At 65.5% G+C, this 16,388-nt stretch carries 11 protein-coding genes; 2 read left to right on the top strand and 9 right to left on the bottom strand.

Annotation, left to right across the window (positions count from 1 at the left end; all coding sequences use genetic code 11):
• Positions 1-31: 31 nt before the first annotated feature.
• The 8 genes from mraY to ACSR1C_RS10555 form a co-directional block, all read right to left on the bottom strand.
• A complete protein-coding gene (mraY, locus tag ACSR1C_RS10590) occupies positions 32-1,117 on the bottom strand; it encodes a phospho-N-acetylmuramoyl-pentapeptide-transferase (RefSeq protein WP_460259502.1) in 1,086 nt (361 codons plus the stop codon).
• Between the two features lie 4 nt (positions 1,118-1,121).
• Positions 1,122-2,567, bottom strand: a complete 1,446-nt coding sequence (locus tag ACSR1C_RS10585) for a UDP-N-acetylmuramoyl-tripeptide--D-alanyl-D-alanine ligase (RefSeq protein ID WP_460259503.1) — start codon at positions 2,565-2,567, stop codon at positions 1,122-1,124.
• Entirely contained in the window at positions 2,564-4,054 is a 1,491-nt protein-coding gene (locus ACSR1C_RS10580) for a UDP-N-acetylmuramoyl-L-alanyl-D-glutamate--2,6-diaminopimelate ligase (protein WP_460259504.1), read from the bottom strand. Before ACSR1C_RS10580 ends, ACSR1C_RS10585 begins: the two co-directional genes overlap by 4 nt.
• 15 nt (positions 4,055-4,069) lie before the next feature.
• Positions 4,070-5,851 carry a peptidoglycan D,D-transpeptidase FtsI family protein gene (locus ACSR1C_RS10575; RefSeq protein ID WP_460259505.1) on the bottom strand — a complete coding sequence of 594 codons (1,782 nt, stop codon included), beginning with the start codon at positions 5,849-5,851 and terminating at the stop codon, positions 4,070-4,072.
• Positions 5,848-6,195 (bottom strand): cell division protein FtsL, encoded by a 348-nt coding sequence (gene ftsL / locus ACSR1C_RS10570; protein WP_460259506.1) that lies wholly within the window; start codon positions 6,193-6,195, stop codon positions 5,848-5,850. Before ftsL ends, ACSR1C_RS10575 begins: the two co-directional genes overlap by 4 nt.
• Positions 6,195-7,199: a 16S rRNA (cytosine(1402)-N(4))-methyltransferase RsmH gene (rsmH, locus tag ACSR1C_RS10565; RefSeq protein WP_460259507.1), complete on the bottom strand. Its 1,005-nt coding sequence runs from the start codon at positions 7,197-7,199 to the stop codon at positions 6,195-6,197. Before rsmH ends, ftsL begins: the two co-directional genes overlap by 1 nt.
• A gap of 3 nt (positions 7,200-7,202) precedes the next feature.
• A complete protein-coding gene (gene mraZ, locus ACSR1C_RS10560; protein WP_460259508.1) occupies positions 7,203-7,706 on the bottom strand; it encodes a division/cell wall cluster transcriptional repressor MraZ in 504 nt (167 codons plus the stop codon).
• A 571-nt stretch (positions 7,707-8,277) separates the two neighbouring features.
• The gene (locus tag ACSR1C_RS10555) at positions 8,278-9,360 is read right to left on the bottom strand and encodes an Mrp/NBP35 family ATP-binding protein (RefSeq protein WP_460259509.1); all 1,083 of its coding nucleotides are present in this window, start codon (positions 9,358-9,360) and stop codon (positions 8,278-8,280) included.
• Between the two features lie 239 nt (positions 9,361-9,599).
• Here ACSR1C_RS10555 and ACSR1C_RS10550 point away from each other — a divergent pair, with 239 nt between their 5' ends.
• Entirely contained in the window at positions 9,600-9,815 is a 216-nt protein-coding gene (locus ACSR1C_RS10550; protein WP_460259510.1) for a DUF1127 domain-containing protein, read from the top strand.
• 490 nt (positions 9,816-10,305) lie between these two features.
• On the opposite strand, the gene ACSR1C_RS10545 is transcribed toward ACSR1C_RS10550, so the two are convergent.
• Complete coding sequence (locus ACSR1C_RS10545; protein WP_460259511.1) at positions 10,306-12,663, bottom strand: ATP-dependent helicase; 2,358 nt, start codon at positions 12,661-12,663, stop codon at positions 10,306-10,308.
• Between the two features lie 206 nt (positions 12,664-12,869).
• Here ACSR1C_RS10545 and ACSR1C_RS10540 point away from each other — a divergent pair, with 206 nt between their 5' ends.
• Positions 12,870-16,313 carry a pyruvate carboxylase gene (locus ACSR1C_RS10540; RefSeq protein WP_460259512.1) on the top strand — a complete coding sequence of 1,148 codons (3,444 nt, stop codon included), beginning with the start codon at positions 12,870-12,872 and terminating at the stop codon, positions 16,311-16,313.
• Positions 16,314-16,388 lie beyond the last annotated feature (75 nt).

The following is a 16,388-nucleotide window of genomic DNA, read 5'->3' as shown; positions in this document are numbered from 1 at the left end:
GCGTGCGAGGGGGGCAGCGCCCCCCTTTCCCTTACCGCAACTTCAGCGTGGCCAGACCAATCAGCGCCAGGATCAGCGAAATGATCCAGAACCGGATCACGATCTGCGGCTCGGCCCAGCCCTTTTTCTCGAAGTGATGGTGGATCGGCGCCATCAGGAACACCCGCTTGCCGGTGCGCTTGAAATACAGCACCTGGATGATCACCGACAGCGCCTCGACCACGAACAGCCCGCCGACAATGGCCAGCACGATCTCATGCTTGGTGGCCACCGCGATCGCGCCCAGCGCGCCGCCCAGTGCCAGCGACCCGGTATCGCCCATGAACACCGCCGCCGGTGGTGCATTGTACCACAGGAACCCCAGGCCCCCGCCGATCAGCCCGGCGCAGAAAATCAGGATTTCACCGGTGCCCGGCACATAGTGCACGTCCAGATAGTCGCTGAAATCGACCCGCCCCACCGTATAGGCGATCACCCCCAGCGTGGCCGCCGCGATCATCACCGGCATGATCGCCAGCCCGTCCAGCCCGTCGGTCAGGTTCACCGCATTGGCCGAGCCCACGATCACGATCATCGCGAAGGGCACGAAGAGATACCCCAGATTGAACAGCGTATCCTTGAACACCGGCAGCGCCAGCTGGTTGGCCAGCGCGTCGGGATGCACCATGGCCGAGGCCACCGCCGCCACCGCCGCAATCGCCAGCCCGATTCCGAACCGCACCCGTCCCGGCACGCCCTTGGTGTTGTTTTTCGACACTTTGGCATAATCGTCGGCAAAGCCGATCGCGCCGAACCCCACCGTCACGAACAGCACGATCCAGATATAGGGGTTGTCCAGCCGCGCCCACAGCAGCGTCGCCACGATCAGCGCGCCCAGGATCAGAACCCCGCCCATGGTCGGTGTGCCGGCCTTGGTTTCCAGATGGCTCTGCGGGCCGTCCTCGCGGATCGGCTGGCCACCTTTCTGTCGCTTTTTCAATAGGTTGATCAGCGGCCGCCCGAACACGAAACCGAAGATCAGCGCGGTGAAGAAGGCCGCCCCCGCCCGGAAGGTGATATAGCGAAACAGGTTGAAGAAGTCGCCACCGTCGGAAAATCCGGCCAGCCAGTAGAGCATGAAATCAGTCCCTCAGTCCCTTGGTCGGGACCGCTTGTCCCAATTTCCGGAGCGCGTCAACCACAACCGAAACCCGGCTGCCCTTGGACCCCTTCACCAACACCACGTCACCCGCATCGACCAGCACGTGGGCCCGCGCGGCCAGCGCATCGGCGGTGGCGTGCCATTCGCCGCGCTGCTTTGCGGGCAGCGTCTCGTAAAGCGCGCGCATCCTGGGCCCCACGCAATGCACCAGGCTGAGCCTGGCCATCGACGGATCCTGCGCCACCGCGCGGTGCAGCGCGGCCTCGTCCGAGCCCAGTTCCAGCATATCGCCCAGAATCGCGATCCGCCGCCCCTTGGACACACGGCCAAGCCCGTCTTCGGTATGGGCCGCGGCCAGCACCTCCAACGCCGCGGTCAGCGAGGCCGGGTTGGCGTTGAAGGCGTCGTCGATCAGTTCGACCGTCAACTGTTCGTCGATCGCATCCAGCTGCAGCACCTCGCGCGCGCCGCGGCCCGCCGGCGGCAGCCATTCGGCCAGATCGCAGGCCGCCAGCGCGCCATCGATCCCCAGCGCATGGGCCACCGCCAGAACGCCCAGCGCGTTCATCGCGAAATGCCGCCCCGCCGTGGTGATCTTGAACAGGACATCGCCGCCCGGCGCCGTGGCCTGCACGATTGTCGCATCCGCATGAAGGTTGGCCTGTTTCAGCCTGAAATCGCTGCCTTTCGCGGCCCCGAATGTGACGATCCGCGCGCCCACCTGCCGCGCCTTGGCGATCAGGATCGGGCTTTCGTCCAGGTCGTTGTTCAGCACCGCCACGCCGCCCGGCTCCAGCCCGTCCAGGATCGCGGCCTTTTCGCGGGCAATGCCGGCGACGCTGTCGAATGCTTCCAGATGTGCGGCGACGACGGTGGTGATCAGCGCCACATGCGGGCGGGTCATCATGGCCAGCGGGGCGATCTCGCCGGGGTGATTCATGCCGATCTCGATCACCGCGAAATCGCAGTCGGCCGGCATCCGCGCCAGGGTCAGCGGCACGCCCCAATGGTTGTTATAGCTGGCCTCGGCGGCATGGACCCGGCCCTGCCCGGCCAGCACCACACGCAGCATTTCCTTGGTCGAGGTCTTGCCGACCGAGCCGGTCACCGCCACCAGTTTCGCCGCCGTCCGCGCCCGTGCCGCCCGGCCCAATGCGTCCAGCGCACCCAGCACGTCATCCACGATCAGCAACGGTGCGTCGGGGGCCAGACCCGCAGGAATGCGCGACACCAGCGCCGCCGCCGCGCCCTTGTCCAGCGCCTGCGCCACGAAGTCGTGGCCGTCGCGCACATCCGTCAGCGCCACGAACAGATCGCCCGGCCGGATCGTGCGGGTATCGATCGACACGCCGCCCGCCTGCCAGGCCCGGGTGTTGCGCCCGCCGGTCGCGGCGGCGGCCGCGTCAGAGGTCCACAGAACGCTCATGTCACCCGCCCGTCCAGCGCCGCCACCGCCACGCTGGCCTGTTCTACATCGTCGAAAGGGTACACGTCGTCGCCCACGATCTGGCCGGTCTCATGCCCCTTGCCCGCGATCAGCAGCGCATCGCCCGGCCCCAGCGCATCGACCCCGCGCAGGATCGCCTCGGCGCGGTCGCCGACCTCGATCGCGTCGGGGCAGGCTTGCAGTATTGCTACACGAATACTGGCCGGATCCTCGCTTCGGGGGTTGTCGTCCGTCACAAATACAACATCGGCATGTTCGGCGGCGGCCCGCCCCATCAGCGGGCGCTTGCCCATGTCACGGTCGCCGCCCGCGCCAAAGACCGCGATCAGGCGGCCCATCACATGCGGGCGCAGCGCGCTGAGCGCGGTCTGCAGCGCGTCGGGCGTATGGGCGTAATCGACGAACACCGCCGCCCCGTTGCCACGGATCGCGGCCAGTTGCATCCGGCCGCGCACGGTGGTCAGCCCCGGCAGCGTGGCGAAGACATGCCCGGCCTCATCCCCGCAGGCGATCGCCAGCCCGGCGGCCAGAGCCACGTTTTCCGCCTGGAACCCGCCGATCAGGTTCAGCCGAACCTGATGCGTGTCGCCGTGCCAGGCAAAGCGCAAATCCTGCCCGGTCGCGTCGTAACGCTGGCCCAACAGCCGCAAATCGGCCCCCGCGGACCGCCCCACCGTCAGCAGGGTCTGGCCGCGCGCGGTGGCGATCTCGGCCATCGCGGCGCCTTTGGGATCTTCCAGATTGATCACCGCGGTGCCGTCTTCGGGCAGAACACGCGCGAACAACCCGGCCTTGGCCGCGAAATATTCATCGAAATCGGCGTGGTAATCCAGATGGTCCTGGGTGAAGTTGGTGAACCCCGCCGCGCGCAGCGTCACCCCGTCCAGCCGCCGTTGCGCCAGCCCGTGCGACGATGCCTCCATCGCCGCGTGGGTCACGCCCGCGTCGGCCATGTCGGCCAGCAGCCGGTGCAGGGTGATCGGTTCGGGCGTCGTGTGGTTCAGCGGCGCGGTAAACGCGCCCTCGACGCCGGTCGTGCCCAGATTGGCGGCCTCATGGCCCAGTAACGCCCAGATTTGACGGGTGAATGTCGCGACCGAGGTCTTGCCGTTGGTGCCGGTGACGGCGGCCAGCACTTCGGGCTGCGCGCCGAACCACAGCGCCGCCGTATAGGCCAGGGTCTGGCGCGGATCCTCGGCCACCACCAGCGCGGCCTCGGAATCGGCCAGCTCGGCCGCGGCGATCCGTGCGCCATCGGCATCGGTCAGCACCGCGCCCGCACCCATCCGCAAGGCGTATTTGATGAACGCCGCGCCGTGCACTCTGGTGCCCGGCAGGGCCGCGAACAAATGACCCTCCTTCACCAGCCGGCTGTCCACCGACAGGCCGGTGATGCGCGCCTCGCGCCCGGCCTTGGCGGTCAGACCAAGCTGTGCCAGTGATGTTGCCGCTGCCCGATCTGCCATAGTCGTCCCCGCACCTCAGTTGCTGGTGAGTGTTACCCCGAAGCCGGGGCGGGGTTCAATCGCTGGCCGCAACCCCAGCAGGGGCGCGGTACGGCGAATGATCTCGGCCGCGACGGGGACGGCGGTCCAGCCCGCGGTGCGGCGCGGCTCGACCCCCGAGGTTTCCTCGGGCTCGTCCAGCGTCACGACCAGCACATATTTCGGATCATCGGCGGGAAAGATGCTGGCGAACGTGGCGATCACCTTGTCGTCGTAATAGCCGCCGGTGGGCTTGGGCTTGTCGGCGGTGCCGGTCTTGCCGCCCACCGCATAGCCCGGCACCTCGCCAAAGCTGGCAGTGCCGCGCGCCACCACCTGGCGCAGCATGGATCGCGCCGCGGCCGAGGTTTCGGCCGACACCACCCGTTCGCCCGAACGCGGCCGCCCGCCCGCCAGAAGCGTGGGGTCCACCTTGTAGCCGCCATTCAGCACCGATGCATAGGCCGCCGCCAGATGCAGCGGGCTGGCCGACAGCCCGTGGCCATAGGAAATCGTCATGGTCGACAGTTCGGACCAGTTGGCCGGGATCAGCGGCTTGATCGCCGGGGCCTCGACCAGTTCGACCGGCGTGGGGTCCAGCATGCCGATCCGGCCCATGAAGGCGCGCTGCCGGTCGGCGCCGATCATCTGGGCGATATGGGCGGTCCCGATATTCGAGCTTTTGACGATCACGTCGGTGACCGACAGGTGCGGGCCGTAATTGTGGAAATCGTTGATGCGGAACTTGCCCCAGCGCAGCGGCCCGGCGGTGTCGATCTGGGTTTCGGGATCGATCAGCCCCTCTTCCATCGCCTGGGCGACGGTGAAAATCTTGAAGGTCGAGCCCAGCTCGTAACGGCCCTGCACCGCGCGGTTGAACAGCGGGCTGTCCGAGGCATCGCCCTGAGTCAGCGGGCGCGGGCGTTCATTCGGGTCGAAATCCGGCAGCGACACCAGCGACACGATCTCGCCCGTATGCGCATCCATCAGAACCGCCGCCGCGCCCTTGGCATTCATCAGCTTCATGCCGCCATACAGCACCTGCCGCGTCGCCGCCTGGACCGTCAGATCCAGCGACAGGCGCAGCGGCTGGCCGCCATTGGCCGGGTCGCGCAGATAGGTGTCGAACGCCTTTTCCACCCCGGCGGTGCCGATCACCTCGGCCGAATGCACGCCCTCGCGGCCGAAGCTGCTGCCGCCCAGAACATGCGCGGCCAGCTTGCCATTGGGGTAAAGCCGCATCTCGCGCGGGCCGAACAGCAGACCGGGATCGCCGATATCGTGCACCCGCTGCATCTGCTCGGGGCTGAGTTTCTTCTTGATCCACAGGAACTTGCGTTTGCCGGTGAACAGCGCCAGCAGTTTTTCCTCGTTCAGGTCGGGAAAGATCGCCACCAGTTCGCGTGCCGCGCGCGCCTTGTCGATCATGAACGGCGGCTGGGCATAAAGCGCGTGGGTCGCCAGGTTGGTGGCCAGCACATTGCCGTTGCGGTCGATGATATCGGCGCGCTGCGCAACGATGCCCGAGTCCGACAAGGCCACCCGCGGCTCCTGCGGCTCGGACGCGGCCAGCAGCCCCATCCGTGCGCCGATCGCACCATAGGCGCAAAAGAACAGCACCGCCAGGATGAACAGTCGCCCCTCGGCCCGGGCGCGGGCCTGATCGCGCATCTGTTCGTGGCGCAGGCGCAGGTTTTCGCGTTCGATCGCATCGGGGTTTTCGCCCTTGGCGCGGGCCTCCAGAATGCGGGCCAGCGGGCGCAGCGGGGTGCGGATCATTCCGTGTCCTCCAACGTACCCACGACCTCGACCGTGCCGATCAGTTCGGGCAGATCCTCCATCGGATAGGCCACCTGATCGATCAGGCCGAACTGTTCGGGGCGCAGCGACAGCAGGCCCAGCCGCTCAAAGTTCAGGTCGGCCAGTTCGCGCAGCCGTTCGGGGCGGTTCAGATAGGCCCATTCGGCCTTGAGCATGGTCAGCGACTCGCGCATCCGGCCAATTTCGCGCTGCAGGGATTCAGTGTCCTGGATGGCCTGCTGGGTTTCGTAATTCTCGCGGTAGGCCCAAAAGGCCAGCCCCATCACCGCCAAGGCCGACATCACATAAAACAGCCCACGCATTACCGTTTGTCCCCTGTCATCACCGCCGGAAGGCCCAACGCGCCCCGGTCCACCTGCCCCGCCGGGGCCCCCGTCCGTTCCGCCACCCGCAGCTTGGCCGAGCGCGCGCGCGGGTTTTCCGCCAGCTCCTGGTCGTCCGGCCCGATGGCGCGGCGCGACAGCAGCCGGAACTGCGGCGTTTCCGTTTCGATTTCGGGCGCATAGCGGTTGGCGCGCCCCGCCCCGCCGGATCGCGCCTGCAAGAACCGCTTCACGATCCGATCCTCGATGGAATGAAAGCTGACCACCGCCAGCTTGCCACCGGGTCCGAGCGCACGTTCGGCGGCACACAGCCCCTCGACCAACTCGCCCAACTCGTCATTCACCGCGATGCGGATCGCCTGAAAGCTGCGGGTGGCGGGATGGCTTTGGCCCGGCTTGGGGCGCGGCAGGCAGCGTTCGACCACCGCGACCAGCTGGCCGGTGGTTTCGAACGGCTGCACCTTGCGCGCCGCAACAATCGCGCGGGCGATCCGGCGCGAGGCGCGCTCTTCGCCATAATGGTACAAAATGTCGGCCAGCGCGGCCTCGTCGGCCTCGTTCACCAGATCGGCGGCCGAAGGGCCCGATTGGCTCATCCGCATATCCAGCGGGCCGTCCTTCATGAAGGAGAAACCGCGCTCGGCCTGATCAAGCTGCATGGACGACACGCCCAGATCCAGCACCACACCGTCCAGCGGCACATCGGAATAGGTATCGAGCCTGGAAAACGTGCCCTCGACCAGTTTCAGCCGTTCGCCATATGCGGCGGCCCAGTCGGCGGCCATGGCGAACACCGCCGGGTCGCGGTCCACGCCGATCACACAATCGGCGCCGGCCTCCAGCAGGCCACGGGTATAGCCGCCCGCGCCGAAGGTGCCATCCAGCCACAGACCCGACACCGGCGCGACAGCAGCAAGAAGCGGGCGCAGCAGGACGGGAACATGGGGCGGAGACGGGGGCGAGGGATGTGCCGTGGCAGACATCGCTCAGGCGCCTCCCGCGCTGTCCAGCAGGGAAAGAGGGTCAAAATCGTCGGGCAGATCGTCCAGCCAGGCCTCGGTCTTGGCCAGCTCTTCGGTCTCGTATGTTTCGGGCTTCCAGATCTGGAACGTGTCGCCCGACGCAATGAAGAAGGCCTGATCGTCCAGCCCGATCTTGTCGCGCAGCTTTTGCGGCAGCACCAGACGGCCGTCATTGTCGACCTCGGTCGGATGCGACTGGCCGTGGATCAGCCGTTCCAGCATCCGCCGCTCGATCGAGCCGCGCGGCATGGCGGCGATCTTTTCGTCCACCTCGTCAATGGCCTCGACCGTATAACATTCCAGGAATTTGCGGCGGTGGTCGCCGTAAACGATCACCAGTTGCGGGCGCAGACCGTCGGTCCAGTCGGGATCGCCGGCTTCGAGCACACGGCGAAACAGGGCCGGGATTGAAACCCTGCCCTTTGCATCCACCTTGTGCTGGCTTTCGCCTCTGAACCTGCGCGCCACTGTCCCGACGCTCCTATGTTGCCTCTTTGGCCCCGAGACGAAAACGGCGGACTGAGCTGCTGCCACTGCCCAATCCGCCGCCCTCGTCCCATCACTGGGTGTCCAACTGCGCATGCCACCTGGGGGGATGTCTGCTCGCTCGCGCGTCGGATCTTTTGGTTCGGAGAAAGCGGTTGCCTGTATGAAACCTGACTTTGGTGCCTTTGTTCGGGGTTCTTTAGATGCCCCTTAAGTCCGCCCTCTTCCGATGCACAAGGGATGCCATGGGAATTTATGGAAATCAACAGGTTTTCGCGGGAACGCAACGCAATATGCTGCGTTGAGAGGGCCTGAGAAACAAGATTTAGAGACTCAAAGTCAAAGTGAAGCGCTGAATATGGGATTTGAAGTTGAAAGCGGCACAATATGTAGCAAAAAAACTCAGCTAGGCCGCCCTTCCCGCATTTTCCCAATTTTTTTCCGACCGCCCCACAGAATCAGATGTTTTCAGCTCAATCGCCCGCCAAAAACGATTCGGGCCGCCCGGAAAACCCGCAGCGGCCCATCTTGATCCCATGATTTCCCGTAGGTGTCAGGCGATCCCGCCCGCGACCAGCCCGGCGGCCAGTTTGGCATATGCCTCGGCCAGCGGCCCGGCGCCCGCCGCGACCGGCACGCCGGCATCGCCCGCCTCGCGCACTTCCAGCGCCAGCGGCAGCTCGCCCAGGAACGGCACGCCCAGCTTTTCGGCCTCGGCCCGCACCCCGCCATGGCCGAAGATATGCGCCTCATGCCCGCATTTGGGGCAGATATACATCGACATATTCTCGATCAGGCCCAGAACCGGCGTCTTCAGCTTGCCGAACATGTCGATCGCCCGACGCGCGTCCAGCAGCGCCACATCCTGCGGCGTGGACACCACCAGCGCCCCGGTCAGCGCCGTGCGCTGGCACAGGGTCAGCTGCACATCGCCCGTGCCCGGCGGCAGATCGACGATCAGAACGTCCAACTCGCCCCATTCCACCTGCCCCAGCATCTGTTGCAGCGCGCCCATCAGCATCGGCCCGCGCCAGACCACCGCCTGATCGGGATCGACCATCAGCCCGATCGACATCACCGTGACCCCATGCGCCTGCAGCGGGATGATCGTCTTGCCGTCGGGCGAGGCCGGGCGCTTGGTAATACCCATCATGCGCGGCTGCGACGGCCCGTATATGTCGGCGTCCAGCAGCCCCACACGCCGCCCCTGCCGCGCCAGCGCCACCGCCAGGTTGGACGAGACCGTGGATTTGCCGACCCCGCCCTTGCCCGACGCCACCGCCAGAATGCGGTCGACCCCGGCCACCTGCTGCACGCCGCCCGGCGTGGGGTGGCGGCCGATCTTCAGGCTGGGCGCGTCACCCTGCGATGCGGCGGGTTTCGCCGCCGGTCCATGCGCCGTCATCACCGCGGCGACACTGTCCACCCCGGCCAGCGCGCGAACCGCGGCCTCGGCCGCCTGCAAGACCGGCTGCAAACGCGCGGCGGCGGCGGAATCATCCACCTCGATGACGAATCTGACCGCTCCGCCCTCGACCGTCAGCGCGCGAACCATGTCGCGGGACACCAAATCGCCCCCGTCCGGCAGGGCGACGCCCTTCAAAGTGTCAAGTATGACGTTACGGGATATTTGCATCCGGAATCTCCTGTGTGGCAGCCCCAACATGATCATCCGCGCGCCAAGGGCAAGACCCCCTGAATCGCTGCGCAGATTGCAGGCAAAGCGCCTAATATTTATGTCAGTACCACTTATGCATTTGCTGCATAGCGGCATTTCACAAACGGCCATTGTGCATCTGCAGCATAGACGTATCTTTAACCCAACAGCGGCACCGATAGCGGTAACGCCTAAGGGAAACACGGGAAACGACGACGATGGCTGATGTACAACATATTGCGGTTTCGGACTATGGCTTTGCCCAGTGGCTGCGCCGCATCGTCGATGTCACCCGTGACGAGCTGGCCCGGCGGCGTGTCTATCGCCGCACTGTGAGCGAGCTTAGCGCCCTGAATGCACGTGACCTGGCCGATCTCGGGATCAGCCGGTCGATGATCCGCAGGCTGGCACTGGAGGCTGCCTACGGCATCTAAAGAATACGGATCAGAAAGTCCTACCTCCTCCCTGGGCTTTCTGTTTTTTGCGGCGGCATCTTCCTCCTCCCTGATGTCGCCGCCCTTTTACACCGGGGCACATGCCCCACCAGAATACGGAAGACTCTCTCCTCCTCCCTGAGGTTTTCCGTAGATCAGAACGGCGGCGCCCTCCTCCTCCCTGGCGCCGCCGCTCGCCAAATCCCGGGGCCCGGTCGCATAGCGACCCAGCCCTGACCCGAGATGCGCAGGCTTCCTCCTCCTCCCTGAGGCCTTCGCAGAACAAGACGGCGGCGCCCTCCTCCTCCCTGGCGTCGCCGTCGCAAAATTCCGGGGCCCGGTCGCACAGCGACCCAGTCCCGACCCGAGATGCGCAGGCTTCCTCCTCCTCCCTGAGGCCTTCGCAGAAAAGAACGGCGGCGCCTTCCTCCTCCCTGGCGTCGCCGTTTTTTTATGCCCCGGCCCGGGTCTTTTCAGATTTTCGGAATTTTCAGAACGGGACGTCGTCGGCCTGGGTTGCCGCCACGACGAAACGCGCCACAACCTTCTTGGCGCCGGCCTTGTCGAACTCGATATCCAGCTTGTCGCCTTCGATGCCCAGCACGGTGCCGTACCCGAATTTCTGGTGAAACACCCGGTCACCGGCGGTAAAGCTGGACACGGCCTGACTGTCGATCACCACGGGGCGGCCCTTCGGCTGACTGGTGGCCCGCGCCTGGCTGCGCTCTTGCAGCCGTTTCCAGCCCGGCGAGTTATAGACGTTGGCCTGCGCCGCGCGATCCTCGATCCCGCCGCTCATGCCTGCGGCACCGTAACCGCCGCCATACAGGCCCGGCGGGGTCAGAACATCCACATGCGCCTCGGGCAATTCGTCGATAAACCGCGACGGCAGGGCCGATTGCCACTGACCATAGACCCGGCGGTTGGCGGCAAAAGAGATCGTGCACAGCTTTTCGGCCCGCGTGATGCCGACATAGGCCAGGCGGCGCTCTTCCTCGAGCCCCTTCAGGCCGCTTTCGTCCATCGAACGCTGGCTGGGGAACAGGCCATCTTCCCAGCCCGGCAAAAAGACGGCGGGAAATTCCAGCCCCTTGGCGCCATGCAGCGTCATGATCGACACCTTGGCGCCGCTCTCTTCGGTTTCATTGTCCATGATCAGCGCGACGTGTTCGAGGAACCCTTGCAGATTCTCGAACTGCTCCAGCGCCTTGACCAGTTCCTTGAGGTTTTCCAGACGGCCGGGTGCCTCTGGCGTCTTGTCGTTCTGCCAGTGCTCGGTATAGCCCGATTCGTCTAAAATCACCTCGGCCAGTTCGATATGGCTGACGGTGCCGTCCAGAACGGCCCCGTGCCAGCGGCCGATTCCCGCCAGCAGTTTCCCCAGTTCGGCCGCGCCCTTACCGGTCAGCCCCTTGGCCGCCAGCAACAGCCGCGCGCCTTCGACCAGCCCCACGCCATTGGCGCGCGCCATCTGCTGGATTTTCTGCTGCGCCTTGTCGCCAAGGCCGCGTTTGGGGGTGTTCACGATTCGCTCGAAGGCCAGATCGTCATCGGGCGACACTGAGACGCGGAAATAGGCCATCGCGTCCCGGATCTCCATCCGTTCATAGAATCGCGGGCCGCCGATCACGCGGTACGGCAGGCCGATGGTCAGGAATCGATCCTCAAACGCGCGCATCTGGTGGCTGGCGCGCACCAGAATCGCCATGTCATCCAGCGAAAACGGCTCCAGCCCCCGCGAGCCCGCCTGCATCGCCTCGATCTCTTCGCCGATCCAGCGCGCCTCTTCCTCGCCGTCCCAATGGCCGATCAGGCGAACCTTTTCGCCATCTTCCCGGTCGGTCCACAGGGTCTTGCCCAGCCGGCCCTTGTTGCCCGCGATCACCGCGCTGGCAGCGGCCAGGATATGCGGGGTCGAGCGATAGTTCTGCTCCAGCCGGATCACCGCCGCGCCGGGAAAATCCTTTTCGAACCGCAGGATGTTGCCCACCTCGGCGCCGCGCCAGCCATAGATCGACTGATCGTCGTCACCCACGCAACAGATATTGCGGTGCCCCCCCGCCAGCAACCGCAGCCACAGATACTGCGCCACGTTGGTATCCTGATATTCGTCCACCAGAATATAGCGGAACCAGCGCTGATACTGCGCCAGAAGGTCCTCATGGGTCTGAAAGATCGTCACCACATGCAGCAGCAGATCACCGAAATCCACCGCGTTCAGCGTCTTCAGCCGGTCCTGATACGCAGCATAAAGCGCCACGCCGCGCCCGTTGAAGGCCGACGCATCGGCCGCAGGCACCTTGTCGGGGGTCCAGGCGCGGTTCTTCCAATTGTCGATTACCCCGGCCAACGCGCGGGCCGGCCAGCGCTTTTCATCGATCCCATCGGCCACGATCACCTGCTTGAGCAGCCGAATCTGATCGTCGGTGTCCAGAATGGTGAAATTCGACTTCAGCCCGACCAGTTCGGCGTGGCGGCGCAGCAGCTTGGCGCAGATCGAATGGAACGTGCCCAGCCAGGGCATGCCCTCGATCGGCTGCCCCAACAGCCCGGCCACGCGCTCCTTCATCTCGCGCGCGGCCTTGTTGGTGAAGGTCACCGCCAGAATTTCATTGGGGCGCGCGGTGCCGGTGTTCAGCAGATGCACGATTCGGGTGGTCAGCGCCCTGGTCTTGCCGGTGCCCGCGCCCGCCAGCATCAGAACCGGGCCATCCAACGCCTCGACCGCGGCGCGCTGCGCCGGGTTCAGCCCGTCCAGATAGGGCATGGGGCGCGCAGCCATCGCCCGCGCCGACAGGGAAAGGGCTGCACCCGCCTCGAAGGCGTCATCTTCGTCAAACCTGTTCATGTCTGATAATCTAGCCCGGTTCGGTGTCGAGTTAAAGCTGTGTTCATAAATTGTTCCAAGCCATTTCAGGCAAGTTGGTTGACCTATTTTCACAAAGCTGTCACGCAGGACTGGCGCTCGCGCTGCGATGCAGAATAAAATATAATGATGGACGCACGGGTGCGGGCCACCGCCGATCGCACCCACGTTGACGGAGGGGATGGACGATGGCTGAGTTTCAGAAAATCCTGATTGCGAACCGGGGCGAGATCGCGATCCGCATCATGCGGGCCGCGAACGAGCTGGGCAAGAAGACGGTCGCGGTCTACGCTGAGGAAGACAAGCTCAGCCTGCACCGGTTCAAGGCGGATGAGGCATACCGCATCGGCGAAGGCCTGGGGCCGGTCGCGGCCTATCTGTCGATCGAAGAAATCATCCGCGTGGCCAAGGCGTGCGGCGCCGACGCGGTACATCCGGGCTATGGCCTTTTGTCCGAAAACCCCAATTTCGTCGAAGCCTGCGAAGCCGCCGGCCTGACCTTCATCGGCCCCAAGGCCGCAACCATGCGCAAACTGGGCGACAAGGCCAGCGCCCGGCGCGTGGCGATCGAGGCCGGGGTGCCGGTGATCCCCGCGACCGAGGTTCTGGGCGACGACATGGACGCGATCCGCAAGGAGGCGGCCGAGGTCGGCTATCCCCTGATGCTGAAGGCCAGCTGGGGCGGCGGCGGGCGCGGAATGCGGCCGATCATGAGCGAGAGCGAGCTGGAGGAAAAGGTGCGCGAGGGCCGTCGCGAGGCCGAGGCCGCCTTTGGCAACGGCGAGGGGTATCTGGAAAAGATGATCATTCGCGCCCGCCATGTCGAGGTGCAGATCCTGGGCGACAGCCACGGCAATATCTATCACCTGTGGGAACGCGACTGTTCGGTGCAGCGCCGCAACCAGAAGGTCGTGGAACGCGCCCCCGCCCCCTATCTGAGCGAGGCCCAGCGCGAAAAGCTGTGCAATCTGGGCAAAAAGATCTGCGAGCATGTGAATTACGAATGCGCGGGCACCGTCGAATTCCTGATGGATATGGACAGCGGCGAATTCTACTTCATCGAGGTGAACCCGCGCGTGCAGGTCGAACATACCGTCACCGAGGAAGTGACCGGCATCGACATCGTGCGCGCCCAGATCCTGATCGCCGAGGGTAAATCGCTGGTCGAGGCCACCGGCACCGCCAGCCAGTATGATGTGGAACTGTCGGGCCATGCCCTGCAATGCCGGATCACCACCGAGGATCCGCTGAACAATTTCATCCCCGATTACGGTCGCATCACTGCCTATCGCGGTGCCACCGGCATGGGGATCCGGCTGGACGGCGGCACCGCCTATTCCGGCGCGGTGATCACCCGCTATTACGACAGCCTTCTGGAAAAGGTCACCGCCTGGGCGCCCACGCCCGAGGCCGCGATCGCCCGGATGGACCGCGCCCTGCGCGAATTCCGCATCCGCGGCGTCAGCACCAACATTGCCTTCGTCGAGAACCTGCTCAAGCACCCGACCTTCCTGAACAACGAATACCACACCAAGTTCATCGACCAGACGCCCGAGCTGTTCGAGTTCAAGGCGCGGCGCGACCGGGCGACCAAGATCCTGACCTACATCGCCGACATCACCGTCAACGGCCACCCCGAGACCGAGGGCCGCGCCAAGCCCCCGGCCGAGGCCCGCGCGCCCAGGCCCCCCGCGCTGCGCGCCGATATGCCCCGCCCCGGCACCCGCACCATCCTGGACGAATTCGGCCCCGAAGCCGTGGCCGACTGGATGGCCGAGCAGCCGCAGCTGCTGCTGACCGACACCACGATGCGCGACGGGCACCAGTCACTGCTGGCGACGCGGATGCGATCGCTGGACATGATCCGCGTGGCCCCCGCCTATGCCGCCAACCTGCCCGGCCTGTTCAGCGTCGAATGCTGGGGCGGCGCCACGTTCGACGTGGCCTATCGCTTCTTGCAGGAATGCCCGTGGCAGCGGCTGCGCGATCTGCGTGTCGCGCTGCCCAATGTGATGACCCAGATGCTGCTGCGCGCCTCGAACGGGGTGGGCTATACCAATTACCCCGACAACGTGGTGCGCGAATTCGTACGTCAGGCGGCGGAAACCGGGGTCGATGTGTTCCGCGTCTTCGACAGCCTGAACTGGGTCGAAAACATGCGCGTCGCGATGGACGCGGTGATCGCCAGCGGCAAGGTCTGCGAAGGCACGATCTGTTACACCGGCGACATTCTGGACCCGACCCGCGCCAAGTACGACCTGAAATACTATGTCGGCATGGGCAAGGATCTGAAAGCCGCCGGCGCGCATATCCTGGGGCTCAAGGACATGGCGGGCCTGCTGAAACCGGCCGCGGCCAGCGTTCTGGTCCGCGCGCTGAAGGACGAGGTCGGGCTGCCGATCCATTTCCACACCCATGACACCAGCGGCATCGCCGGCGCCACCATCCTGGCCGCCGCCGAGGCGGGCGTCGATGCGGCCGACGCGGCGATGGATGCGTTTTCCGGCGGCACCTCGCAGCCCTGCCTGGGCTCGGTGGTCGAAGCGCTGCGCAACACCCCGCGCGACACCGGGCTGGACATCGGTGCGATCCGCGAAATCAGCGATTACTGGGAAGGGGTGCGCACCCAGTACCGGGCGTTCGAATCCGGGATTCAGGCCCCCGCGTCCGAGGTCTATCTGCACGAAATGCCCGGCGGGCAGTTCACCAACCTCAAGGCGCAGGCGCGCTCCCTGGGGTTGGAGGATCGCTGGCACGAGGTCGCCCAGACCTATGCCGATGTGAACGCGATGTTCGGCGATATCGTCAAGGTTACGCCGTCGTCGAAAGTGGTGGGCGACATGGCGCTGATGATGGTCAGTCAGGGCCTGACCCGGGCCCAGGTCGAAGACCCCGAGATCGACGTGGCCTTCCCCGATTCCGTGATCGACATGATGCGCGGCAATCTGGGCCAACCCCCGGGCGGCTGGCCCGAAGGCATCCTGAAAAAGGTGCTGAAGGACGAGCAACCCAATCTCGAACGCCCCGGCAAGCATCTGAAACCCGTCAACCTGGACGCCGCCCGCAAAGAGCTGTCGGCCAAGCTGGACGGGATCGAGATCGACAACGAGGATCTGAACGGCTACCTGATGTATCCCAAGGTCTTTACCGATTACGCCACCCGGCACGAACAATATGGCCCGGTCCGCACCCTGCCCACGCGCACCTTCTTTTACGGCATGGAATCGGGCGAAGAGATCAGCGCCGAGATCGACCCCGGCAAGACGCTGGAAATCCGGATGCAGGCGGTGGGCGAAACCAATGACGACGGCGACGCCAAGGTGTTCTTTGAGCTGAACGGCCAGCCCCGCGTGATCCGCGTGCCCAACCGCAAGGCCAAGGCCATCGTCACCAAACGCCCCAAGGCCGAGCTGGGCAACCCGTCCCATATCGGCGCGCCGATGCCGGGCGTGGTGGCCACGGTCGCGGTGGTGGCGGGGGCCAGCGTGAAAGAGGGCGACCTGCTGCTGACGATCGAGGCGATGAAGATGGAAACCGGCATCCACGCCGAACGCGATGCGGTGGTGAAAGCGGTGCATATCACCCCCGGTGCGCAGATCGACGCCAAGGATCTGCTGGTCGAGCTGAAATAGAACGAGCGTGGCGCGCGGCCCTCTGGCGCAGCCGCGCGAATCCCGTATGGTCGCGGCAACGCCATGACCCGGGGA

It is taken from the genome of Actibacterium sp. D185-2, assembly GCF_054954595.1.
This window is presented reverse-complemented; position numbering and strand designations above follow the sequence as displayed.

What these genes read in the sequence shown, in the direction of transcription:
- mraY (WP_460259502.1), bottom strand. Translation starts at nt 1,117, where the DNA reads ATGCTCTACTGGCTGGCCGGATTTTCCGACGGTGGCGACTTCTTCAAC.
- ftsL (WP_460259506.1), bottom strand. Translation starts at nt 6,195, where the DNA reads ATGCGTGGGCTGTTTTATGTGATGTCGGCCTTGGCGGTGATGGGGCTG.
- rsmH (WP_460259507.1), bottom strand. Translation starts at nt 7,199, where the DNA reads ATGTCTGCCACGGCACATCCCTCGCCCCCGTCTCCGCCCCATGTTCCC.
- ACSR1C_RS10575 (WP_460259505.1), bottom strand. Translation starts at nt 5,851, where the DNA reads ATGATCCGCACCCCGCTGCGCCCGCTGGCCCGCATTCTGGAGGCCCGC.
- ACSR1C_RS10540 (WP_460259512.1), top strand. Translation starts at nt 12,870, where the DNA reads ATGGCTGAGTTTCAGAAAATCCTGATTGCGAACCGGGGCGAGATCGCG.
- ACSR1C_RS10555 (WP_460259509.1), bottom strand. Translation starts at nt 9,360, where the DNA reads ATGCAAATATCCCGTAACGTCATACTTGACACTTTGAAGGGCGTCGCC.
- ACSR1C_RS10545 (WP_460259511.1), bottom strand. Translation starts at nt 12,663, where the DNA reads ATGAACAGGTTTGACGAAGATGACGCCTTCGAGGCGGGTGCAGCCCTT.
- ACSR1C_RS10580 (WP_460259504.1), bottom strand. Translation starts at nt 4,054, where the DNA reads ATGGCAGATCGGGCAGCGGCAACATCACTGGCACAGCTTGGTCTGACC.
- ACSR1C_RS10550 (WP_460259510.1), top strand. Translation starts at nt 9,600, where the DNA reads ATGGCTGATGTACAACATATTGCGGTTTCGGACTATGGCTTTGCCCAG.
- ACSR1C_RS10585 (WP_460259503.1), bottom strand. Translation starts at nt 2,567, where the DNA reads ATGAGCGTTCTGTGGACCTCTGACGCGGCCGCCGCCGCGACCGGCGGG.